The sequence below is a fragment of the Variovorax sp. Soil_C_17 genome (genome assembly GCF_057657265.1).
Genome location: NZ_JBDGIT010000002.1, coordinates 403,490 through 423,809 on the forward strand (window position 1 = coordinate 403,490; position 20,320 = coordinate 423,809).

The window sequence follows — 20,320 nt, forward strand, 5'->3', positions numbered from 1 at the left end:
TGGCGTCGAAGACGCGGGGCCACGCGGCGAACGCGTGCGTAGCCGGGCTGCTACATTGCCGGCTTATATGCAAGACCTCGCCGGCAAACACATCGTCCTGGGCCTCACGGGCGGCATCGCCTGCTACAAGTCGGCCGAGCTGTGCCGGCTGCTGGTCAAGGCCGGCGCCACCGTGCAGGTGGTGATGACCGAGGCGGCGACCCAGTTCATGACACCCGTCACGATGCAGGCGCTGTCGGGGCGGCCGGTCTACACCTCGCAGTGGGACGCGCGCGAGCCCAACAACATGCCGCACATCAACCTGAGCCGGGAGGCCGACGCGATCGTGCTGGCGCCCGCCAGCGCGGACTTCATCGCGCGGCTGGTCGAGGGGCGTTCCGACGAACTGTTGAGCCTGCTGTGCCTCGCACGGCCCATCGAGCGCGTGCCCTTGCTGATCGCACCTGCCATGAATCGAGAGATGTGGGTTCATCCTGCGACGCAGCGCAACCTGCGCCAGGTCGATGCCGACGGCGCACGCGTGCTGGGCGTGGGCAGCGGATGGCAGGCCTGCGGCGAGACCGGCGATGGCCGCATGCTCGAGCCCCAGCAACTGTTCGAGGAGATCGTGGCCCAGTTCCAGCCCAAGGTGCTGGCCGGGCAGCAGGTGGTGGTCACGGCGGGGCCGACCTTCGAGGCGCTCGATCCGATCCGCGGCATCACCAACCACTCCTCGGGCAAGATGGGCTTCGCGATCGCGCGCGCCGCGCGCGAGGCCGGCGCCGAGGTCACGCTGGTGGCAGGCCCGGTGCATCTGCCCACGCCGCGCGGCGTCGCGCGCATCGACGTGCAGTCGGCCCGGGAGATGCTCGAGGCCTGCCGGCAGGCCGCACAGAGCGCGTCGGTGTTCATCGCCACCGCCGCGGTGGCCGACTGGCGGCCGGCCTCGCAGAGCGAGCAGAAGATCAAGAAGGACGGCAGCGGCCAGGCGCCGGTGCTTCATTTCGTGGAGAACCCCGACATCCTGCAGAGCATTGCGCAGGGCGAGCGCGCCAAGGCCGGCAAGCTCTTCTGCGTGGGCTTCGCCGCCGAGAGCGAGAACCTCGCCGCGCATGCCAAGGCCAAGCGCGAGCGCAAGGGGATTCCGCTCCTGGTGGGCAACATCGGCCCGCTGACCTTCGGCCAGGACCACAACAGCCTGCTGCTCGTCGATGCCAATGGCGTGCGCGAGCTGCCCCGTGCGCCCAAGCTGGCGCTGGCGCGCGACCTCGTGGCCGAGATTGCGGCGCGATTGCCGCCAGGGAGTCCGTGATGAATCCGCAATGGAACACGCCGCCGGACGGCGATTTCGCCCGCTACGTCGAGCGCCTCACCGCGCAGGCCGCGCAGCCCCGCGGCCCGGTACAAGAGGGCGAGCATGGGCTCGACGTCGGCATGACGCAGCAGCACCAAATGCCGCCGGCCCAGCAGCAGGCGGAGGCGCGTCCGGCGGCCATCGGCGCCGGCCTGGGCCGCAACCTGCTCAAGGGGCTCGGCATCGCCTGGCTACTGGCCTTGCTGGTGCTGCTGGCGGCCGATGCGTCCCTGGTCCTCGTCGTGGCCCTGTTCGCGGGCGGCCTGTGGCTGGCCTACAAGCTCAAGCACCTGGTGTTCCCGCCGGGCGTGGAGAACTGGAAGCAATGGCTGGAAGAAGCCGCGAAACGACAACAGCAACTGCAACAGCAACGAAAGCGCAACTCGAAGTGAACGTCGACGTCCGAATCCTCGATCCCCGCATGCAGGACCAACTGCCTGCCTACGCCACCCCCGGCAGCGCCGGGCTGGACCTGCGCGCCTGCCTCGATGCGCCCATCACGCTGGCGCCCAACGCCTGGCAACTGGTGGGCACCGGCATCGCGATCCACCTGGCCGACCCGGGCTATGCGGCGCTGATCCTGCCGCGCTCGGGCCTGGGCCACAAGCACGGCATCGTGCTGGGCAACCTGGTGGGACTGATCGATAGCGACTACCAGGGCGAACTCAAGGTCAGCGCCTGGAACCGCAGCGACACGGCCTTCGTGCTGCAGCCGATGGAGCGGCTGGCGCAGCTGGTGATCGTGCCGGTGGTGCAGGCGCAGTTCCGTGTGGTCGCGCAGTTTCCGCCGAGCGAGCGCGGCGAAGGCGGCTACGGCTCGACCGGCAAGCACTGACCGGGGCCGTGTAGGCGCAGGCTTGCGGGGCCTGGGCCATGTTGCTCACAGGTAAAGAACGGAACCGGCGATATGGCCTGGGCATCGAAGGTTTCAACATGTGTTCACGGTCATCGCGCAGCGGTGCAATCCGTTAGAGCCCATGGAGAGCGCATTGCGCCGACCTGTTTCGAGGAGTACACAGCATGAAAAGCCCAACTCGTTTTGTTTCCGTCACCGCCTCCGCGCTCGCGCTTGCTGCGCTGACCGCGTGCGTGGCGCCCCAGCCGGTCTACCAGACTTCGCGCTACCGCTACCAGCCCAGCTACCCGGCGGCCCAATCGCCCTATGTCGAGTACGGCCGCGTCGCCAACATCGAGGTGATCCGCAGCCAGAGCTCCGGCGCCGGCACCAGCGGCGGAGGTGCCGTGGCGGGTGGCGTCCTCGGCGGCGTGGTGGGCAACCAGTTCGGCCACGGCAGCGGACGCGCCGCGGCCACGGCACTGGGCGTGGTCGGTGGTGCCCTGCTGGGCAACAGCATCGAGGCCAATGCGAACGCGCCGCGTGTCTACGAGAGCTACCGCGTCTCGATCCAGACGGACCATGGCGGCTATCGCTCCTTCGATGTGCCGAGCCCGGGCGACCTGCGCATCGGCGACCGCGTGCGCATCGACGGCGGGCAGATCTCGCGCTTCTGAGCGCGCAGCCAAAACGAAAAGCCGGGCACCGCCCGGCTTTTTTTCGCCTGTCGATCGGCCTGTTCAGTGCAGCGTGCCGCTGCCCGGCGTCGTGGGCGATACCTTGAAGAAGCCGGTCCCGGCCGTCCCGCGGCCGATTTCCTCCTCGGTCGCTTCCCGCACCGAGCGCACCGTGAGATCCAGCCGCAGCGCGATCCCCGCCAGCGGATGATTGCCGTCGAGCACCAGGTGCTCGGGGTAGATCTCGCTCACGGTGTAGATCGCATCCTTGGGCATGTCGGGATTCACGCCGGCCGGCAGCGCGGCGCCGTCGAAAGTCATGCCCTCCTCGATGCCCTCGGGGAAGAGCGATCGCGGCTCGAGAAAAAGCAGTTGATCGTTGAAGTCGCCGAAGGCCTGCTCGGGCTCGAGCTGCAGCTGCACGCGGGCACCGGGCTCATGACCGAGCAGCGCGGCCTCGATCGCGTCGAAGAGATCGTCGCCGCCGACCAGGAACTCCACCGGTTCCTCGAGCACGTCCAGCACGTCGCCGAGGGTGTCCTTCAGCGTCCAGGTCAGGCCGACCACGCATTGTTCAGAGATTTCCATACGAGAATTCTCCCATGGAGATTCAACGACCCCTGGCCCTGCTCGGCGGCCTGAGCGCCGCGCAGTTCATGCGGCGCCACTGGCAGAAAAAGCCCTTGCTGGTGCGCCAGGCCATTCCCGGCATGGTGCCATCGATCGGGCGCGAGGAGTTGTTCGCGCTCGCCGGCCGCGAGGAGGTGGAGTCGCGGCTGATCCGCCACGGCAAGAGCGGATGGGCGCTCAAGCACGGGCCCTTCGCGCGCCGGGCGCTGCCTTCGCCGAAGCAATCCGCCTGGACGCTGCTGGTGCAGGGCGTGGACCTGCACCACCAGGGCGTGCATGCATTGCTCCAGCAGTTCCGTTTCGTACCCGATGCGCGGCTGGACGACCTGATGATCAGCTATGCGAGCGACACTGGCGGCGTCGGCGCGCACTTCGACAGCTACGACGTGTTCCTGCTGCAGGCGCATGGGCGGCGGCGCTGGTCCATCGGCAAGCAGCGCGATTTGCGGCTCGTGCCCGATGTGCCGCTCAAGATCCTCGCGCACTTCGAGCCCGAGGAGAGCTTCGTGCTCGAGCCCGGCGACATGCTCTACCTGCCGCCGCGGTATGCCCACGAAGGCGTGGCCGAAGGCGGCGATTGCATGACCTATTCCATCGGCCTGCGCGCGCCTGCGGCCGCGCCGCTGGGGGCCGACCTGCTGGCCCGCATCGCCGAGGCGCATGCCGAGGCTCTGCAGGACGCACCTGCCGGATCTGCCGTTCACTACAAGGACCCTGCGCAACCGGCGGTGCCCGCGCCGGCCGAGATGCCGGCTGCATTGCAGGCGTTCGCGCGCAAGGCCGTGATGGCGGCGCTGCGCGACCCCGACGCGATCGACCGCGCGCTGGGCGAATCGATGACCGAGCCCAAGCCCACCGTGTGGTTCGAGCAGGGCGAACTGCCCGACGCACTGGGCAGCATCTCGCTCGACCGCCGCACGCGCATGCTCTACGACGCGCGCCATCTCTACATCAACGGCGAAAGCTTCCGCGCCTCGGGCCGCGACGCCCGGCTCATGCGCCGGCTCGCGGACCAGCGAACGCTGGGACCGCGCGATCTCGCGACTGCGAGCGAGGACGCACGCGCATTGCTGGAAGACTGGTGCGAAGCGGGGTGGCTGCATGCCGAATGAAGTCTCCACCGGCAGCCTGCTGCCCGAAGGTGCGTTCGATGGCCGCCGCGCCTTCGAGGCGCATGTGCATGCCGCCCTGGCCGCCGCCGCGCGCGAGAACTGGCGCGAGATCGTGTTCGCGGATGCCACCTTCGTCGACTGGCCGCTGGGCGAACGCGCGATGGCCGAGGCCCTGCAGGCCTGGTCCGCGGCCGGCCGCAGCTTCGTGATGCTGGCGCAGCGCTTCGACGTGTTCGAGCGCGAGCACGCGCGCTTCGTGACGTGGCGGCGCATGTGGAGCCACATCGTCGAATGCCGCGCCTGCGATGGGCCGGGCCTGCCGCAGGTGCCCAGCGGCATCTGGACGCCGGGCTGGTGCCTGGCGCGCATCGATGTCGAGCGCGTGCGCGGCGTCTGCGGGTGCGATCCAGAGCGCCGGCGGGCGCTGCGCGAACGCATCGACGAGTGCCTGCGCCATGCGAAAGCGGCATTTCCGGCAACGACATTGGGCTTGTAAGCCAATGCCGCGAATCGCGGCGCAATGGGCTTTCTGGTCAGGGTAGAGGTCTAGAATTTTTTCTTCGAGACCTTCATCCAAAGGAGCCCTGTAATGAGAAAGTCCGTCCTGCTCGCCTCGTTGGTCGCTGCGGTTGCCCTTGCCGCGTGCGGCAAGAAAGAGGAGTCCGCGCCGGCCGTCGTGACCCCGCCGCCTGCCGCCGTCACGCCGGCACCCGCTCCAGCCCCCGCACCGGCGCCCGCACCCGACACTTCGGCGACGACGACGCCGCCCCCGTCGCCCGGCGCTTCTTCGGCACTGGATGCAGCGAATGCCGCCACCGAGGCCGCCAAGAAGAAGGAAGAAGCACCCAAGCAGTGATGCTGCACGGCAGCTTCCGCGAAAGGCCGCCTTCGGGCGGCCTTTCCGTTGGTACGCACAGCATTTGAGGCGAGCGCCGCATGGGAGGGGTGAGGGGTGCTCCCTATACCGATGCCCGGAGGTCGAGCCAGGCCGACCCTTCCGAGGCGTTGGCCGTCAGCATCTCGTGCTCGCTCGCCCCCAGCGCCTCGGCCATCGCGCGGCGCACGAGTTCGGGCCGGTTGTTCTGCTCGCTGAGGTGGGCGCCCAGCACGTGATGCAAACCGCCGTGGTGCAGTGCCCGCGCGATCGCCGCCGCAGCGGCGTTGGACAGGTGGCCGTAGTTGCCGCCCACGCGCAGCTTCAGGAAGGGCGGGTAGGCCGAGCGGGCCAGCAACTCGCTGTCGTGGTTGAACTCGAGCAGCAAGGCGTCCAGTCCCCACAGCCGCGACAGCACATGCGGCGTCGCGTGCCCGAGGTCGGTCAGGATGCCGAGGTGGCGTGCGCCGTCGCTGCAGCGCAGTTGCAGCGGCTCGCGCGCATCGTGCGGCACGGTGAAGGGCTGGACCAGGATGTCGCCCACTTCGATGTCGATGCCATCCCGCGCAAGCCGCAGGCGCCCTTCGAAGTCGTGCCCGCCGGCGGCGAGCCAGGTGCCCTCGCTCATCCAGACGGGAATGCGCTCGCGCTTCGACAGAGCACGGGCGCAGCCGATGTGGTCGCCGTGCTCGTGCGTGATGAAGACGGCGTCGATGTCGCTGGCTGTGAGGCCGGCGCGCGCCAGGCGCGCATCCAGGTGCTTGAGCCCGAAGCCGCAGTCGATCAGCAGCCTCGAACGGCGCCCGCCGCTGGTCGCCTCGACCAGCGTGGCATTGCCGGTGCTGCCGCTGCCCAGGCTGCGGAAGCGCAGCATGCGGGGCCCGGCTTACTTGAGATCGTCCGCGATGACCTGGACGATGCGCTGGGCATTGGCCGAGGTTTCGGCGGCGCCGCTGTCGTTCTGCACCGACACCGTGCTCGATTCGCCCGTTCCCTTGACCAGGATGCGGAACTTGAGCGGCGCCTCGGCCTTGCTCGAGCTGAACATCTTGGCGAAGAAGCCCGGCTCCTTCTTGTCCGGGTTCGGCGGCACGTAGCGCACGAAGTACACGCCGGCGGCGCGGTCGCGGTCCTCGACGGTGAAGCCGGTGCGGTCCAGCGCCAGGCCGACGCGGCGCCAGGCGCGATCGAAGCTCTCGTTGATCTGCACGACGGGCTGGCCGCCGACATTGGAAACGCTCGCCGTCTTGGCCGGCGCACTGGTCTGCGCGACGAGCTTCGACTGCTCTTGCGAGACGCCCAGCTTCACCATCAGGCGGCGCAGGAATTCGGTCTCGAGTTCGGGGTCGCTGGGGCGCGGCTGCCAGACGGTCTGGTCCTGGCGCGTATTGGTGTAGACCTCCTGCATCCCGCGATGGCTCACGAAGATCTCGGTGGAGCCGTTGGCGCCGCGCTCGATGCGCGTGCGGAAGCGGTCGAGCTCGCCGGTGGAGTAGATCGCGTCGACCAGCTTGCCCAGCGTGCCGCGGATCACGTCCTGCGGCAGCTTGGCGCGGTTCTCTGCCCAGTCGGTTTCCATGATGCCGAGGTTGCGCTGCTCGGTGGTCAGCAGGAAGCCGCTCTCCTGCCAGAAGTCCTTGATCGGGTCCCAGAGCTGCTCGGGCGAGCGATTGACCACGATCCAGCGCTGCGTGCCCGTGCGCTCCATGCGCACGTCGCCGAGATTGGCGACCGCCGTCGGAATGCCGGGCGCGTTGGCCACGCCGGCCTGATAGGCATTGGCCGAGACCGCGTTGCCGGGCACCGCGTAGCGGTTCTCGCGCGACAGCTGGGTGAGGTCGGGCGGCACCTCCAGCGTCGGGGCCTTGCCGGCGCTCTTGTAGTCGATCTTGTCGCTCTCGAGGACCGAGCAGGCGGCGAGGCTGGCAACCAGGGCCAGCAGTGCGAATCGCGAAAGGGTTTTCACTCGTCTTCTTCCTAGTGTGGAATGTTTAGCGCTGTGTCTGAGCGCCGGCCCCGCAAAAAGGTTGCCGGGCTTCGTGTACGGCAGGTAAAGATGGAATCAGTTCTTGAGGAGACCGCTGGCGCGCAGCGCGGATTCGACCACCGGCCGGCTGGCCTCGCCGAGCTCGGTGAGCGGCAGCCGGAGCGCGCCGCCGCAAAGGCCCAGCCGTGCCATCGCCCACTTCAGGGGAATGGGATTGGGCTCCACGAACAGATGGCGGTGCAGCGGCATCAGCTCGAACTGGATCTGCATCGCGCGCTTGGCATCGCCGGCGATGGCCGCCACGCACAGCTCGTGCATCTTGCGCGGTGCCACGTTGGCCGTGACGCTGATGTTGCCTTGGCCGCCGCACAGCATCAGCGCGACGGCGGTCGGGTCGTCGCCGGAGTACACGGCGAAGTGCTTGGGGACTTCCTTGATCAGCCACTGGGCTCGCTCGATGTTGCCCGTGGCCTCCTTGATGCCGACGATGCCGGGCACTTGTGCCAGGCGCAGCACGGTGTCGTGCGCCATATCGGCCACCGTGCGGCCGGGCACGTTGTAGAGCACGATGGGCAGGTCGCCCACGGCCTCGGCGATGGCCTTGAAGTGCCGGTACTGGCCTTCCTGCGTCGGCTTGTTGTAGTAGGGCACCACCTGCAGCTGCGAATCGGCGCCCACGCCCTTGGCGAATTTCGCGAGCTCGATCGCCTCTTGCGTCGAATTGGCGCCGCAGCCGGCCATCACGGGCACGCGGCCCCGGGCCTGCTCGACGGAAACCCGGATGATCTCGCAATGCTCCTCGACGTTCACCGTCGGCGACTCGCCGGTGGTGCCGACCACGCCCAGACAATCGGTGCCTTCGTCGATGTGCCAGTCGATCAGCCGGCGCAAGGCGGGATAGTCGACGCTGCCGTCGTCATGCATCGGCGTGACGAGCGCGACGATGCTGCCTGTCAATTGCTCCAAGGGGGTCTCTTTGTCGGTTGCGGAAAGGCAGCCATTCTACTGACTGGCCCGGAAGGCCCCTCAGAGGGGGTAGCGCATTGGTTTTCCAGCCGAAAGCTCGGGCGGTTCACGGACGGCGGCGATCCGCTGCACGAAGCGCTCCGGCTCGGCCACGAATCCGTCCTCGTACGCCACCACCCGAAGGCCCGCGCAGGCTGCCAGCAGCTCGCCGGGCTGCAGCAGGAAATCGGGGCGCGAGGGCTTGCCGACGGTCTCGTTGCCGGCTGCGAAGGTTTCGTAGAGCAGCACACCGCCCGGCGCGACGGCCGCCACGATGTCGGGCAGGCGCGCGCGCCACAGGTAGTTGGTCACCACCACCGCGCCGAAGACCTGGCCGGCGAAGGGCCAGGGGCCGTCCTCGATGTCGGCCCGCAGGGCCGTGCCGAAGCGCGCCGAAGCGGCGACCGCCTCCGGTGCGCGGTCGACCCCGGTCACCGGGTGCCCGCGCTGCGCGAACCAGCCCATGTGGCGGCCTGCGCCGCAGGCGACGTCCAGCACGGTGGCGCCGGGAGCGAGCAGGTGCGACCAGCGCACGACCCAGGGGGAGGGGGAGAGATCGTGGCTCACTCAGAAGCAGGCCCAGATCTGGTCGACCAGCGCCACGAGCAACGCGGGGCGGGTGTAGAGGCCGAACACGCCCAGCAGCACCAGCACCGCTGCGGTCAGCCAGCCGGCGTGCACGAGGCGATGGCGGATGCCCGGGCGCATGGCGGTTCAGGCCGGCTGAGGGGCCGGCCGGCGCACGATCGCGCCTTCCTTGACCGGCAGGTTGACCAGCGCCGCGAACACGCCCAGCGCGATCGCGAGGTACCAGACGATGCCGTAGCTGCCGGTGCTGTCGTAGAGATAGCCGCCCAGCCAGACGCCGAGGAAGGAGCCGACCTGGTGGCTGAGGAACACGAAGCCGCCCAGCATCGAGAGATGCGCCACGCCGAAGATCTGGGCCACGATGCCGCTGGTGAGCGGCACGGTCGACAGCCACAGGAAGCCCATCACGCTCGCGAAGACGTACACCGACAGCGGCGTGATCGGCGCCGCCAGGAAGATCGCGATGGCCGCCGCGCGGCTGAAGTAGATCGCGGCCAGCAGCTTGCGCTTGGCCAGCCGTGCCCCGAGCGAGCCCGCGACATAGGTGCCGAACACATTGAACAGGCCGACCAGCGCCAGCGCATAGCTCGCCACTTCGGGCGAGAGCCCCTTGTCGCGCAGGTAGCTCGGCATGTGAACGCCGATGAAGGCCAACTGGAAGCCGCAGACGAAATAGCCCGCCATCAACAGCACGAAGCTGGGGTACTTGAAGGCCTCGCCCACGGCCTGGAGGATGGTCTGGTCGCGGTGGGCGACGGCGGCATGGCCGACACGCGGCTCGCGCAGGCCGAAGGCGAGCGGCACGATCAGCAGCACCATCAGCGCCAGCACCAGCAGGGCCGTATGCCAGCCGAAGCCCGCGATCAGCTGGCCTTCCACCGGCACCATCAGGAACTGCCCGAAGGAGCCGGCGGCGGCCGCCACGCCCATGGCCCAGGATCGCCGCTCCACCGGGATCTGCCGGCCGATCACGCCGTAGATCACCGCGTAGGTGGTGCCGGCCTGGGCCGCGCCGATCAGCACGCCGGCCGTCAGCGCGAACATGAGCGGCGTGGGCGACAGCGCCATGCCCGCCAGGCCGATCGCGTAGAGCACGGCGCCCGCCACCAGCACGCGGAAGGCGCCCAGCTTGTCGGCCAGCATGCCGGCGAACACGCCGATCACGCCCCAGGAGAGGTTCTGGATGGCGATTGCCAGCGAGAAGCTCTGGCGCGTCCAGCCCTGCTCCTGCGTGATGGGCTGCAGCCACAGCCCGAAGCCGTGGCGGATCCCCATCGAGAGGGTGACGATCATCGCGCCGCAGAACAGGACCTGCTTGAGCGACAGTGACTGGGATTGAGCGCGCATCCGGCGACTTTAGCCAAAAGCGAAAGGCCGCACCGGCCACGGCCGCGACACGCATTGTTGATATTTACGTGCGGCGTTGATGCGGCCTGCGCATCGGCGCCGCTCTGTATGTCCATCCAGGTATTCGGCAGGCCCACGCATACAATCCACCCCCATGGCGACCCTCAGCAAGACTCCCCCGGCCTATTCGGAAGGCTCGATCCGCGTCCTCAAGGGCCTGGAGCCCGTCAAGCAGCGTCCGGGCATGTACACCCGCACCGACAACCCGCTGCACATCATCCAGGAAGTGCTGGACAACGCCGCCGACGAGGCGCTGGCCGGCTACGGCAAGAAGATCAAGGTCACGCTCCACACCGACGCCTCGGTCAGCATCGAGGACGACGGCCGCGGCATCCCCTTCGGCCTGCATCCCGAGGAGAAGGCGCCGGTGGTCGAGCTGGTCTTCACCCGCCTGCACGCGGGCGGCAAGTTCGACAAGGGCGCCGGCGGCGCCTACAGCTTCTCGGGCGGCCTGCACGGCGTGGGCGTGTCGGTGACCAATGCGCTGTCGAAGCGGCTCGAGGTGCAGTCCTTCCGCGAAGGCTCGGCGGCGAGCATCGCGTTCGCGGCCGGCGACGTGGCCGAGCCGCTCCAGGTCCGTTCGATCGAGAGCGGCGAGCGCCGGCAGGGCACCACGGTGCGCGCCTGGCCCGACCCGAAATACTTCGAATCCGGCGTGCTGCCGGTCAACGAGCTCACCCACCTGCTGCGCAGCAAGGCGGTGCTGATGCCCGGCGTGACCGTCACGCTGGTGGTCGAGAAGACCAAGGAGACCCAGCAGTGGCTCTACAAGGGCGGCCTGCGTGACTACCTCATGCAGACGCTCAACGCCGACCCGGTGATCCCGCTGTTCGAAGGTGCCGGCCATGCCGACAAGAACGCCGACAACTTCGCCGAAGGCGAGGGGGCCGAGTGGTGCGTGGCCTTCACCGAAGAGGGCCAGCCGGTGCGCGAGAGCTACGTCAACCTGATTCCCACCAGTGCCGGCGGCACGCATGAAAGCGGCTTGCGCGACGGCCTGTTCAACGCCGTCAAGAGCTTCGTCGAGCTGCATTCGCTCCTGCCCAAGGGCGTGAAGCTCTTGCCCGAAGACGTGTTCGCGCGGGCCTCCTACGTGCTCTCGGCCAAGGTGCTCGACCCGCAGTTCCAGGGCCAGATCAAGGAACGCCTCAATTCGCGCGACGCGGTGCGGCTGGTCTCCAGCTTCGTGCGGCCGGCGCTGGAGCTGTGGCTCAACCAGCACGTCGACTATGGCCGCAAGCTGGCCGAGCTGGCCATCAAGGCCGCGCAGACGCGCCAGCGCGCCGGCCAGAAGGTCGAGAAGCGCAAGGGCTCCGGCGTGGCCGTGCTGCCCGGCAAGCTGACCGACTGCGAGAGCAAGGACACGGCCCACAACGAGGTCTTCCTGGTCGAGGGCGATTCGGCCGGCGGCAGCGCCAAGATGGGCCGCGACAAGGAAAGCCAGGCCATCCTGCCGCTGCGCGGCAAGGTGCTCAACACCTGGGAAGTGGAGCGCGACCGGCTGTTCGCCAACACCGAGATCCACGACATCTCGGTCGCCATCGGCGTCGACCCGCACGGGCCGGACGACTCGCCCGACCTCTCCGGCCTGCGCTACGGCAAGATCTGCATCCTGTCCGACGCCGACGTGGACGGCTCGCACATCCAGGTGCTGCTGCTCACGCTCTTCTTCCGCCACTTCCCCAAGCTCATCGACACCGGCAACGTGTACGTGGCCAAGCCGCCGCTGTTTCGCGTCGACGCGCCGGCGCGCGGCAAGAAGCCGGCCTCCAAGGTGTATGCGCTCGACGAAGGCGAGCTCACCGCCATCCTCGACAAGCTGCGCAAGGACGGCGTGCGCGAGGGCGCCTGGACCATCAGCCGCTTCAAGGGGCTGGGCGAGATGAGCGCCGAGCAGCTCTGGGAGACCACCCTCAACCCCGACACGCGCCGCCTGCTGCAGGTGCGCCTGGGCCGCTTCGACCTGCTGGGCACGCAGGGCGAGATCACCAAGCTGATGGGCAAGGGCGAGGCCGCGGCGCGGCGCGAGTTGATGGAGCTGCGCGGCGACGACGTCGAAGTCGACGTCTGAGAAGACGCCCGAGCTCTCAGGCCATGAAGGCCGCCGGCACGGGGGCCTCCCCGAGCGCTTGGCGCAGCACCGCCCAGTGCATCGCCTCGTCGCCCAGGATGCTGGCCGCAGCCTTGGAGAGCGCGCGGTCGTCGAACAGCGGCACCGCGCCCAGGTAGGCGCTGACGGCGCCTTGCTCCAGCCTGGCGGCAAAGCGCAGAACATCCGCTTGCGACTTCAGCTGCGCCGTCGGAAAGTCGTACTTGCTCTTGGCGCTCACGGCCTTGCCGCCGAGCTTTTCGACCGTGGCCGCGAGCAGCGCGGCATGCGCCCGGTGGTGGCCCTGGAAGGTCACTGCGAGGTCGAGCACCGGCTTGTCGAGCAGCTTGCTTTCGGCGCCGACCTGGTAGGCCGCGATGGCCTCGTACTCCGAGCCGAGCGCCGTGTTGAGGATCTGCACGTCGCCGGGTCCGTCGCTCCCGGCCTTGGCCGCAAGCGCGTCCTGCCCCGCAAGCAGCGCGATCGCCGTTCCTGAGAGCAGGAGGCCGGAACGGCCGAGGAAGAGGCGTCGCGCCGCGACGGGCGTGGGCATCCGAAGGAAGGACATGGAAGTCTCCTTGAAAAGGGTGGAGGGTGGATGGAAAGGATCAGGCGTGCCGGCCCGGCGGTGCCCCGCCGATGACGGCCATCACGCCCGCGACGATGCGGTCGCAGCGTGCGCCGGCGAAGGAGAAGGCGTCGCCGATCGCGACATCGATCTCGCGCGACAGGGCCTCGCGCAGCAAGCCGCGCGCACGGAAGAAGCGGCTGCGCACGGTGGCTTCGGGAATGTCCAGCGCTGCAGCCACTTCCTCGATGCTCATGTCCTCGACCGCGCGAAGCACGAAGACCGTGCGAAACACCTCGGGCAGCGCATCGATGCCCGCCTCGATCAGCTTGCGCGTCTCGCCGCGCATCGCGTGGCCCTCCGGTTGCTCTGCAGACTCCGTGTGCATCGACGTTTCCTCCTGGACACCGGCCGTTTCGGCGGCCATGTCCAAAGCGATGACCTGCGCGCTTGCACGCCGCCGCAGCCGCCCGAGGGCTTCGTTGGCCACGATGCGCACCAGCCAGGTCGACAGCCGCGCCTCGGCACGGAAGGTGCCGAGCGAGCGCCAGGCTCGCAGGTAGGCCTCCTGCAGGGCGTCCTGCGCCTCGTCGTCGTCCTTCAGGATGCTGCGGCCAGTGCGGAACAGCAGCCGGTTGTGGCGCCGCATGATCTGCTGGAACGCGAGCGCGTCGCCTTGCGCTGCGCGCGCCGCGAGCTCGGCGTCGCTCAATTGGGTGAATTCATCCGTCCCGTGAAGTTCATCGAGCGTGTGCATGGTTCGTCCTGTTGCCCATTGGATGGATGGGGCTGTCATCCTGTTCCCGCATGGGAATCGGCGGGCGTCGGCGACAATGCGCCCGGCGATGAATTCCCGACACGCTTCCGGCCGCTGGTGGCGGCTCCCGCTCCTGCTGCTGGCCCTGTGCGCATGGCTGCCGCTTGCGCACGCATCCGACATCTTCGGCTATGTCGACGACAAGGGCGTGGCCCACTTCGCCTCCGAAAAGATCGACGAGCGCTACCAGCTCTTCTTCCGCGGCGGCCAGGCCTTCGATACGGCCCAGGGCGTCGGCCCGCTGGCCCGCGGTCGCGCGGGCCGCATCGATGGCCAGGTGCCCCGCGCGTCGCAGTCGCTGCTCGCCCTGTTCGAGGCATCCCCCAGCTACAAGCCCGCGCAGAAGGCGCTGCGCGAAGCGGCGCAGCGCCACGACATCGACTACGAGCTGCTGCAGGCCCTGGTCGCGACCGAATCGGGCTTCGATGCGCAGGCCGTCTCGCCCAAGGGCGCGATGGGCCTGATGCAGCTGATGCCGGCCACCGCGCAGCGCTATGGCGTCGGGGCCGACAAGCGCGGCTCGATCGAGAAGAAGCTTTTCGATCCGCACATCAACATCGCCGCCGGCGCGCGCTACCTGCGCGACCTGATCGCGATGTTCCCCGGCAACATCGAGCTCGCGCTCGCGGCCTACAACGCAGGCGAGGGCGCGGTGCAGCGCGCGGGCAACAAGATCCCCAACTACCGCGAGACGCAGAACTACGTGAAGACGGTGCTGCAGCTCTATGCCTATCTGAAGCCCTCCGTGGCCACGGGCCGCGGCAACGCGCCGGGCCGCGTGCGCATGGAGCTGGCGGCACCGCGCGGCGGGGCGCTGGGGCGTGGGAACATGCCTTCGCCATCGGGTGCGATGCCCGTGTTGTCGGCGCTGGCCGAGGCACCGCAGGCGACCGAAGCGGATGCAAATGCTGCGCCGCTGAAGCTGTCGGATCGGATCTCGAAAAAGCCATAGGAGCGCCCGCCATGTGGCGCCGACCAGGGGCCCGACTGCGGCCCTCAGGCACCGCCTGAGGCGGGGTTTGCGACTTCCGCATTTCCCGCGGCCGTGGCTTTGGTGAGACTGGGCACATGCCCAAGCCATCTTTTTTTCCTGTGGGATTCCTGCGTAGCGGCCGGAGGCGCACATGAGCGCGCTGGCCCCGGAGAGCGCCGCCATCTGGGCGGCCATCGCTGCCGTCTTCATCCTGGCCGGCATGGTCAAGGGCGTCATCGGGCTCGGTCTCCCCACGCTGTCGATGGCGCTGCTGGCCGTGTGGATGTCGCCGGCCGCGGCCGCGGCGCTGCTGATCGTTCCTTCGCTGGTGACCAATGTGTGGCAGCTGCAGCCCTGGCGCGGACTGGGCCGCCTGGCCCGCCGCCTCGGCGGCATGCAGCTGGGCATCGTCGCCGGCACGCTGCTCGGCGCCTGGCTCTTCGGTGCGCCGGACGGTGCAGCCGCGAGGCTGGCGCTCGGCACCGCGCTCCTCGCGTACGCCGCGTGGTTGTTGCTGGCACGGCCGCTCGCGCTCGATGCGCGGCACGAACCATGGCTGGGCCCGCTGGTCGGTGCGCTCACCGGCGGCATCACGGCGATGACCGGCGTCTTCGTGCTCCCCGCGGTCGTCTACCTGCAGGCCTTGTCGCTGCCGCGCGACGCGCTGATCCAGGCGATGGGACTCTCGTTCACCACCTCGACCCTCGCGCTGGCCCTGGCGCTGGCCGGGCGCGACAGCTATTCCACGCCGCTGCTCGGCGCCTCGCTGGCGATGCTGCTGCCGGCCCTGGCCGGGATGGCCTTCGGCCAGTGGATGCGCGTGCGCATGCCGCTGCCGTTGTTCAGGCGGTGCTTCCTGGCGGGGCTGGCGCTGCTCGGCCTGTACATGGTCGCGCGGGAGCTGATGCGCTGAGAGGGCGGGGGGCGCGGCCACTACACTTGCCGCTCTCACAAAGTCTCTCCCCATGGATTCCCAACCGACCCTCGATTTCCAGAACCCCGAAGAGGACGGGGCCCTCACGCTGGCCGATTACGCACAGACCGCCTACCTCGAATACGCGCTTTCGGTCGTCAAGGGCCGTGCGCTGCCGGATGTCAGCGACGGCCAGAAGCCGGTGCAGCGGCGCATCCTCTATTCGATGTCGCGCATGGGCCTGGGCTTCGGCGGCACCAACGGCACCGTGGGCGCCAAGCCCGTCAAGAGCGCGCGCGTGGTCGGCGACGTGCTGGGCCGCTTCCATCCGCATGGCGACCAGGCGGCCTACGACGCGCTGGTGCGCATGGCGCAGGACTTCTCGCAGCGCTATCCGCTGGTCGACGGACAGGGCAACTTCGGCAGCCGCGACGGCGACGGTGCCGCGGCCATGCGCTACACCGAGGCGCGGCTGTCGCGCATCACCAGCCTCTTGCTCGACGAGATCGACGAGGGCACCGTCGACTTCATTCCCAACTACGACGGCTCCACCGAGGAGCCGCGCCTCCTGCCTGCGCGGCTGCCTTTCACGCTGCTCAACGGCGCCAGCGGCATCGCGGTCGGCCTGGCCACCGAGATCCCCAGCCACAACCTGCGCGAGGTGGCCGACGCCTGCGTGGCGCTGATCAAGTCCAACGGCAAGCTCTCCGACGAGGAACTGTTCGCGCTGGTGCCCGGGCCCGACTACCCCGGCGGTGCCCAGATCATCAGCGGCCCGGCCGAAATCGCCGAGGCCTACCGCACGGGCCGCGGCTCCCTGAAGGTGCGCGCGCGCTGGAAGATCGAGGACCTCGCGCGCGGCCAGTGGCAGCTGGTGGTCAACGAGCTGCCCCCGGGCGTCAGCACGCAGAAGGTGCTGGAGGAGATCGAGGAGCTCACCAACCCCAAGGTCCGCGCCGGCAAGAAGGCGCTGACGGCCGAGCAGACCCAGCTCAAGGCGGCCGTGCTCGCAGTGCTCGACGTGGTGCGCGACGAGTCCAGCAAGGACGCGCCGGTGCGCCTGGTGTTCGAGCCCAAGACCTCGCGCATCAGCCAGGAGGAGTTCATCACCACGCTGCTGGCGCAGACCTCGCTCGAGAGCTCCGCACCCATCAATCTCACGATGGTCGGCATCGACGGCAAGCCGACGCAGAAGTCGCTGCGCCAGATGCTGGGCGAGTGGATCGCCTTCCGCGAGATCACCGTCGAGCGGCGCTCGCGCCACCGGCTCGGCAAGGTGCAGGACCGCATCCACATCCTCGAGGGCCGGCAGCTGGTGCTGCTCAACATCGACGAGGTGATCGCGATCATCCGCGCCGCCGAGGACCCGAAGGCCGCGTTGATCGCGCGCTTCAACCTCAGCGAGCGCCAGGCCGAAGACATCCTCGAGATCCGGCTGCGCCAGCTGGCACGGCTGGAGGCCATCAAGATCGAGCAGGAGCTCAAGAACCTGCGCGAGGAACAGAAGAAGCTCGAAGACATCCTGGCGACCCCGGCCGCGCTGCGCCGCCTGCTGGTGAAGGAAATCGAGGCCGACGCCAAGAGCTTCGAAGACCCGCGCCGCACTTTGATCCAGGCCGAGAAGCGCGCCGTGGCCGAGGTGCGCGTGGTCGACGAGCCGGTGACGGTGATCGTCTCGCAGAAGGGCTGGGTGCGCACGCAGAAGGGCTGGGCCAGCGAGCGCGCCGCCGGCGCCGCCGCGCCCGAGTACAGCTTCAAGTCCGGCGATGCGCTCTATGGCGCCTTCGAGTGCCGCTCGGTGGACACGCTGCTGGTCTTCGGCACGGCCAAGGACAAGAGCGTGCGCGTCTACAGCGTGGCCGTGGCCTCGCTGCCGGGCGGCCGCGGCGACGGCCAGCCGATCACCACGCTGATCGACCTGGAGAGCGGCACGCATCCTGCGCACTACTTCGCGGGCCCGAGCGGGGCCGCGCTGCTGCTGGCCAACACGGGCGGCTACGGCTTCATCGCCTCGGTCGAGAACATGATTTCGCGGCAGCGCGGCGGCAAGGCCTTCATCGACGTGGGCGAGGGCGAGCAGTTGTGCCGGCCCTCGCTGGTCGGCGGCGCGAGCGGCGCCGAGCCCATGCCGGCGGCGACCCACGTGGCCTGCGCCTCCACGGGCGGGCGCATCCTGACCTTCGAGATCCTCGAGATGAAGGCGCTGCCCAAGGGCGGCCGCGGGCTCACGCTGATCGACCTCGATGCCAAGGACACCCTGGCCGGCGCCGCTGCCTACACGCGCAGCGTGCGGATCGAGGGCATCGGCCGCGGCGGCAAGGAACGCGAGGAGACGCTGGAGATCCGCACGCTCAACAACGCGCGCGGCAGCCGTGCGCGCAAGGGCAAGGCGGCGGACCTGGGCTTCAAGCCGACGGGCGTCGTGCGCGTGCTCTGAGGACGCCTTCGAATGATGGATTTCGGGCCGGTCGGCATCTTCGTCCTCATCGTGACCAGCGCCGCGAGCTTCCTGCTCGCGCGCTGGTTGTCCAGGCGTGTGCGAGACAAGCGCCGCGAGCGGGAGCGTCGGGCCGCGGAGTCCGCGCAGAGCCGGCAGGTGCGGCGGGCGCGCGAGCGCAGGAAAGTGAATCGGGATCGCTGATCTGAAACTTGCGCGCTGGCAAGCCAGAGCTCAAGGTCATGCCTCGTACGCCCATGGGTCGAAAAGCTTGATGCCAGGGATCGTTCCAGCCGCACGATCCCGATCTCCTGCTCGACCACCGCGACAGCCGACAAAAAGAATTGGCTGTGCGACATGGTCGCGGCCCAGGCGCGCACGGTGGCCGAAGCTTGCGGCTTTCCTGGTCGCAGTTCCGAAAGGACATTCGTGTCCAGCACGTACATTCGTCAGCTTTCCTCTGGAAGCTTCAGCTCGACTGCACGCGCGGTGCATCGAAATCGATGCCCTCTGTAGGCGGCAGGCTTTCCATCAGCTCCAACAGTGAGAGCTCGCGCTGGCCGCCGCTGAGTTGGTAGTAGTCCTCGATCTTCAGCAGCGCAAAAGCAGGTCTTCCGCGGTCGGTGATGAATACCGGGCCCTCGGCCGCCAGCCGCTTGGCGTGGCCAACATCGCGCGCGAAATCTCGGCTTGGAACGGTGTGGATCGACATGGGCTTGGTCCTTTTCGATGCAGCTGACAGGGCCGGTCTCGCATTGCGTCAAGCACTGATCCAGATTCCTATTTTCTTGTCATTCCAGTGCATTACCTCAGGCCTTCCCACCACAACGCATTGCTCCTCGGCTGCCCGATCGTCAGCACCTCCCCGATCACGGGCGTCGCCAGCTCGATCTTCTTGGCCTGCGCCAGCTTCGCGATGCGCTCCAGCGGGTCGTGCCAGGTGTGGAAGGCGAGGTCGAAGGTGCTGTTGTGCACCACGTACAGCACCTTGCCGCGCAAGTCCTCGAAGGCGCGCACGCTCTCCTCGGGCGTCATGTGCACCGAAGGCCAGTAGGGGTCGTAGGCGCCGTTCTCGATCAGCGCCAGGTCGAAGCCGCCGAAGCGCTCGCCGATCTGCCGGAAGCCGGTGAAGTAGCCCGAGTCGCCGCTGTAGTAGATGCGCTCGCGTCCGCTTTCGACGATCCAGGAGGCCCACAAGGTCTTGTTGCGGTCGTTCAGCGTGCGGCCCGAGAAGTGCTGGGCCGGCGCGGCGGTGAGCCGCACGCCGTCGTGCTCGGCGGCTTGCCACCAGTCGAACTCGGCCACGTGCCCGGCCGGCACGCCCATCTCCAGCAGGCGGGCGCGCACGCCCAGCGGCACGAAGTAGCGCTTCACGCGCTGCGCCAGGTACTCGATGGTCGGCACGTCGAGGTGGTCGTAATGGTCGTGCGAAAGGATCAGCCCCTCGATGGGCGGCAACTGCTCCAACGCGATCGGCGGCTTGTGGAAGCGCTTCGGCCCGATGAACGAGAAGGGCGAGGCGCGCTCGCCGAACACCGGGTCGATCAGCCAGTACTTGCCGCGCAGCTTGAGCAGGTGCGAGGAATGGCCGAGGCGGATGACGTGATTGGCATCGCGGTCCAGCGCCTCGAGCTGCGCCGCGTCCAGCGTGCGCACGGGAATCGGGTCGACCGGCACCGTGTCGGTCTTGCTGGCCACCAGGAAGCGTGACCAGATCTTCCACGGGCTGGCGGAGGGGAGGGCCTGCGGATTGGGCGCGTTCTCGAACAGGCAGTTCTTGAACTGCGGCGAGCCCGCGTAGGCCGTTTCGCAGGCGCTGCTGGCGGTAGCGGCGCAGCCGGCCACCAGGGCGCAGAACAGGGCGAGCACCATGCTGCGGCCCAGCAGGCGCGCGCAGACGGAGCTGCGGGGATCGACGTGCGGCGTGTCGGAGGGCATGGCGTGGCTTTCCGGAGCGGGCCGGAGGGGCCCGGGTCGGGGGCGAGCTTAACCGCTGGGCCCAGCGGTCCGGCATAGACCGTTCGCGGCATTGCCGCCCCTTGCGAGGCGTGAAATATTCCACGCCGAACAGCGTC

Annotated in this window: 23 protein-coding genes; 12 read left to right on the forward strand and 11 right to left on the reverse strand. The window is 68.8% G+C overall.

Annotation, left to right across the window (positions count from 1 at the left end; all coding sequences use genetic code 11):
- The first annotated feature begins 67 nt into the window (after window positions 1-67).
- The 4 genes from coaBC to AC3A6Y_RS10570 all read left to right on the forward strand — a co-directional run bounded on the left by coaBC (window position 68) and on the right by AC3A6Y_RS10570 (window position 2,845).
- Entirely contained in the window at window positions 68-1,291 is a 1,224-nt protein-coding gene (gene coaBC / locus AC3A6Y_RS10555) for a bifunctional phosphopantothenoylcysteine decarboxylase/phosphopantothenate--cysteine ligase CoaBC (protein ID WP_487868173.1), read from the forward strand.
- Window positions 1,291-1,725: a hypothetical protein gene (locus AC3A6Y_RS10560; RefSeq protein ID WP_487868174.1), complete on the forward strand. Its 435-nt coding sequence runs from the start codon at window positions 1,291-1,293 to the stop codon at window positions 1,723-1,725. The genes coaBC and AC3A6Y_RS10560 overlap by 1 nt, the downstream gene beginning before the upstream one ends.
- Entirely contained in the window at window positions 1,722-2,168 is a 447-nt protein-coding gene (gene dut / locus AC3A6Y_RS10565; protein ID WP_487868175.1) for a dUTP diphosphatase, read from the forward strand. Before AC3A6Y_RS10560 ends, dut begins: the two co-directional genes overlap by 4 nt.
- 185 nt (window positions 2,169-2,353) lie before the next feature.
- Window positions 2,354-2,845 (forward strand): glycine zipper 2TM domain-containing protein, encoded by a 492-nt coding sequence (locus AC3A6Y_RS10570; protein ID WP_487868176.1) that lies wholly within the window; start codon window positions 2,354-2,356, stop codon window positions 2,843-2,845.
- 63 nt (window positions 2,846-2,908) lie between these two features.
- Here AC3A6Y_RS10570 and AC3A6Y_RS10575 read toward each other — a convergent pair whose 3' ends face one another.
- On the reverse strand, window positions 2,909-3,433 hold the full coding sequence (locus AC3A6Y_RS10575) for an FKBP-type peptidyl-prolyl cis-trans isomerase (protein WP_487868177.1): 525 nt from the start codon (window positions 3,431-3,433) through the stop codon (window positions 2,909-2,911).
- A 14-nt stretch (window positions 3,434-3,447) separates the two neighbouring features.
- Here AC3A6Y_RS10575 and AC3A6Y_RS10580 point away from each other — a divergent pair, with 14 nt between their 5' ends.
- The 3 genes from AC3A6Y_RS10580 to AC3A6Y_RS10590 all read left to right on the forward strand — a co-directional run bounded on the left by AC3A6Y_RS10580 (window position 3,448) and on the right by AC3A6Y_RS10590 (window position 5,443).
- Window positions 3,448-4,587: a JmjC domain-containing protein gene (locus tag AC3A6Y_RS10580; protein ID WP_487868178.1), complete on the forward strand. Its 1,140-nt coding sequence runs from the start codon at window positions 3,448-3,450 to the stop codon at window positions 4,585-4,587.
- Complete coding sequence (locus AC3A6Y_RS10585) at window positions 4,577-5,083, forward strand: hypothetical protein (RefSeq protein ID WP_487868179.1); 507 nt, start codon at window positions 4,577-4,579, stop codon at window positions 5,081-5,083. The genes AC3A6Y_RS10580 and AC3A6Y_RS10585 overlap by 11 nt, the downstream gene beginning before the upstream one ends.
- Window positions 5,084-5,176: 93 nt before the next feature.
- Window positions 5,177-5,443, forward strand: coding sequence for a hypothetical protein (locus AC3A6Y_RS10590; RefSeq protein WP_487868180.1), 267 nt, complete (start codon window positions 5,177-5,179; stop codon window positions 5,441-5,443).
- A 103-nt stretch (window positions 5,444-5,546) separates the two neighbouring features.
- Here AC3A6Y_RS10590 and AC3A6Y_RS10595 read toward each other — a convergent pair whose 3' ends face one another.
- The 6 genes from AC3A6Y_RS10595 to AC3A6Y_RS10620 form a co-directional block, all read right to left on the reverse strand.
- Window positions 5,547-6,335: an MBL fold metallo-hydrolase gene (locus tag AC3A6Y_RS10595; RefSeq protein WP_487868181.1), complete on the reverse strand. Its 789-nt coding sequence runs from the start codon at window positions 6,333-6,335 to the stop codon at window positions 5,547-5,549.
- Between the two features lie 12 nt (window positions 6,336-6,347).
- Window positions 6,348-7,427 (reverse strand): NlpB/DapX family lipoprotein, encoded by a 1,080-nt coding sequence (gene bamC / locus AC3A6Y_RS10600; RefSeq protein ID WP_487868182.1) that lies wholly within the window; start codon window positions 7,425-7,427, stop codon window positions 6,348-6,350.
- A 96-nt stretch (window positions 7,428-7,523) separates the two neighbouring features.
- The gene (gene dapA, locus AC3A6Y_RS10605; protein WP_487868183.1) at window positions 7,524-8,414 is read right to left on the reverse strand and encodes a 4-hydroxy-tetrahydrodipicolinate synthase; all 891 of its coding nucleotides are present in this window, start codon (window positions 8,412-8,414) and stop codon (window positions 7,524-7,526) included.
- A 60-nt stretch (window positions 8,415-8,474) separates the two neighbouring features.
- Window positions 8,475-9,020 (reverse strand): class I SAM-dependent methyltransferase, encoded by a 546-nt coding sequence (locus tag AC3A6Y_RS10610; RefSeq protein WP_487868184.1) that lies wholly within the window; start codon window positions 9,018-9,020, stop codon window positions 8,475-8,477.
- Complete coding sequence (locus AC3A6Y_RS10615) at window positions 9,021-9,161, reverse strand: hypothetical protein (RefSeq protein WP_487868185.1); 141 nt, start codon at window positions 9,159-9,161, stop codon at window positions 9,021-9,023.
- A gap of 6 nt (window positions 9,162-9,167) precedes the next feature.
- Window positions 9,168-10,388, reverse strand: coding sequence for an MFS transporter (locus tag AC3A6Y_RS10620; protein ID WP_487868186.1), 1,221 nt, complete (start codon window positions 10,386-10,388; stop codon window positions 9,168-9,170).
- Between the two features lie 154 nt (window positions 10,389-10,542).
- Here AC3A6Y_RS10620 and AC3A6Y_RS10625 point away from each other — a divergent pair, with 154 nt between their 5' ends.
- Complete coding sequence (locus AC3A6Y_RS10625) at window positions 10,543-12,519, forward strand: DNA topoisomerase IV subunit B (protein ID WP_487868187.1); 1,977 nt, start codon at window positions 10,543-10,545, stop codon at window positions 12,517-12,519.
- A gap of 16 nt (window positions 12,520-12,535) precedes the next feature.
- Here the strand turns inward: AC3A6Y_RS10625 and AC3A6Y_RS10630 are convergent, their stop codons facing one another.
- Together AC3A6Y_RS10630 and AC3A6Y_RS10635 are read right to left on the reverse strand one after the other, a co-directional pair.
- Window positions 12,536-13,105 carry a ferritin-like domain-containing protein gene (locus AC3A6Y_RS10630; protein ID WP_487868188.1) on the reverse strand — a complete coding sequence of 190 codons (570 nt, stop codon included), beginning with the start codon at window positions 13,103-13,105 and terminating at the stop codon, window positions 12,536-12,538.
- A 40-nt stretch (window positions 13,106-13,145) separates the two neighbouring features.
- Entirely contained in the window at window positions 13,146-13,862 is a 717-nt protein-coding gene (locus AC3A6Y_RS10635) for an RNA polymerase sigma factor (protein WP_487868189.1), read from the reverse strand.
- Between the two features lie 88 nt (window positions 13,863-13,950).
- Here AC3A6Y_RS10635 and AC3A6Y_RS10640 point away from each other — a divergent pair, with 88 nt between their 5' ends.
- From AC3A6Y_RS10640 to AC3A6Y_RS10655, 4 genes are all read left to right on the forward strand, one after another.
- On the forward strand, window positions 13,951-14,874 hold the full coding sequence (locus AC3A6Y_RS10640) for a lytic transglycosylase domain-containing protein (RefSeq protein ID WP_487868190.1): 924 nt from the start codon (window positions 13,951-13,953) through the stop codon (window positions 14,872-14,874).
- 172 nt (window positions 14,875-15,046) lie between these two features.
- Window positions 15,047-15,808, forward strand: a complete 762-nt coding sequence (locus tag AC3A6Y_RS10645) for a sulfite exporter TauE/SafE family protein (protein WP_487868191.1) — start codon at window positions 15,047-15,049, stop codon at window positions 15,806-15,808.
- Between the two features lie 52 nt (window positions 15,809-15,860).
- Window positions 15,861-18,245: a DNA topoisomerase IV subunit A gene (gene parC / locus AC3A6Y_RS10650; RefSeq protein ID WP_487868192.1), complete on the forward strand. Its 2,385-nt coding sequence runs from the start codon at window positions 15,861-15,863 to the stop codon at window positions 18,243-18,245.
- 12 nt (window positions 18,246-18,257) lie between these two features.
- Entirely contained in the window at window positions 18,258-18,449 is a 192-nt protein-coding gene (locus tag AC3A6Y_RS10655) for a hypothetical protein (RefSeq protein WP_487868193.1), read from the forward strand.
- Between the two features lie 265 nt (window positions 18,450-18,714).
- Here AC3A6Y_RS10655 and AC3A6Y_RS10660 read toward each other — a convergent pair whose 3' ends face one another.
- Window positions 18,715-18,957 carry a type II toxin-antitoxin system Phd/YefM family antitoxin gene (locus tag AC3A6Y_RS10660; RefSeq protein WP_487868194.1) on the reverse strand — a complete coding sequence of 81 codons (243 nt, stop codon included), beginning with the start codon at window positions 18,955-18,957 and terminating at the stop codon, window positions 18,715-18,717.
- A 92-nt stretch (window positions 18,958-19,049) separates the two neighbouring features.
- Complete coding sequence (locus tag AC3A6Y_RS10665; RefSeq protein WP_487869042.1) at window positions 19,050-20,117, reverse strand: MBL fold metallo-hydrolase; 1,068 nt, start codon at window positions 20,115-20,117, stop codon at window positions 19,050-19,052.
- Between the last annotated feature and the right edge of the window lie 203 nt (window positions 20,118-20,320).

Excerpts from the sequence above, each read along its gene's own strand:
- AC3A6Y_RS10635 (WP_487868189.1), bottom strand. The coding sequence starts at position 13,862 with ATGCACACGCTCGATGAACTTCACGGGACGGATGAATTCACCCAATTG.
- AC3A6Y_RS10560 (WP_487868174.1), top strand. The coding sequence starts at position 1,291 with ATGAATCCGCAATGGAACACGCCGCCGGACGGCGATTTCGCCCGCTAC.
- AC3A6Y_RS10590 (WP_487868180.1), top strand. The coding sequence starts at position 5,177 with ATGAGAAAGTCCGTCCTGCTCGCCTCGTTGGTCGCTGCGGTTGCCCTT.
- AC3A6Y_RS10640 (WP_487868190.1), top strand. The coding sequence starts at position 13,951 with ATGAATTCCCGACACGCTTCCGGCCGCTGGTGGCGGCTCCCGCTCCTG.
- AC3A6Y_RS10580 (WP_487868178.1), top strand. The coding sequence starts at position 3,448 with ATGGAGATTCAACGACCCCTGGCCCTGCTCGGCGGCCTGAGCGCCGCG.
- AC3A6Y_RS10625 (WP_487868187.1), top strand. The coding sequence starts at position 10,543 with ATGGCGACCCTCAGCAAGACTCCCCCGGCCTATTCGGAAGGCTCGATC.
- AC3A6Y_RS10665 (WP_487869042.1), bottom strand. The coding sequence starts at position 20,117 with ATGGTGCTCGCCCTGTTCTGCGCCCTGGTGGCCGGCTGCGCCGCTACC.
- AC3A6Y_RS10620 (WP_487868186.1), bottom strand. The coding sequence starts at position 10,388 with ATGCGCGCTCAATCCCAGTCACTGTCGCTCAAGCAGGTCCTGTTCTGC.
- AC3A6Y_RS10585 (WP_487868179.1), top strand. The coding sequence starts at position 4,577 with ATGCCGAATGAAGTCTCCACCGGCAGCCTGCTGCCCGAAGGTGCGTTC.
- AC3A6Y_RS10615 (WP_487868185.1), bottom strand. The coding sequence starts at position 9,161 with ATGCGCCCGGGCATCCGCCATCGCCTCGTGCACGCCGGCTGGCTGACC.
- AC3A6Y_RS10570 (WP_487868176.1), top strand. The coding sequence starts at position 2,354 with ATGAAAAGCCCAACTCGTTTTGTTTCCGTCACCGCCTCCGCGCTCGCG.
- AC3A6Y_RS10630 (WP_487868188.1), bottom strand. The coding sequence starts at position 13,105 with ATGTCCTTCCTTCGGATGCCCACGCCCGTCGCGGCGCGACGCCTCTTC.
- AC3A6Y_RS10660 (WP_487868194.1), bottom strand. The coding sequence starts at position 18,957 with ATGTCGATCCACACCGTTCCAAGCCGAGATTTCGCGCGCGATGTTGGC.
- AC3A6Y_RS10655 (WP_487868193.1), top strand. The coding sequence starts at position 18,258 with ATGATGGATTTCGGGCCGGTCGGCATCTTCGTCCTCATCGTGACCAGC.
- coaBC (WP_487868173.1), top strand. The coding sequence starts at position 68 with ATGCAAGACCTCGCCGGCAAACACATCGTCCTGGGCCTCACGGGCGGC.
- AC3A6Y_RS10595 (WP_487868181.1), bottom strand. The coding sequence starts at position 6,335 with ATGCTGCGCTTCCGCAGCCTGGGCAGCGGCAGCACCGGCAATGCCACG.
- AC3A6Y_RS10575 (WP_487868177.1), bottom strand. The coding sequence starts at position 3,433 with ATGGAAATCTCTGAACAATGCGTGGTCGGCCTGACCTGGACGCTGAAG.
- parC (WP_487868192.1), top strand. The coding sequence starts at position 15,861 with ATGGATTCCCAACCGACCCTCGATTTCCAGAACCCCGAAGAGGACGGG.
- AC3A6Y_RS10645 (WP_487868191.1), top strand. The coding sequence starts at position 15,047 with ATGAGCGCGCTGGCCCCGGAGAGCGCCGCCATCTGGGCGGCCATCGCT.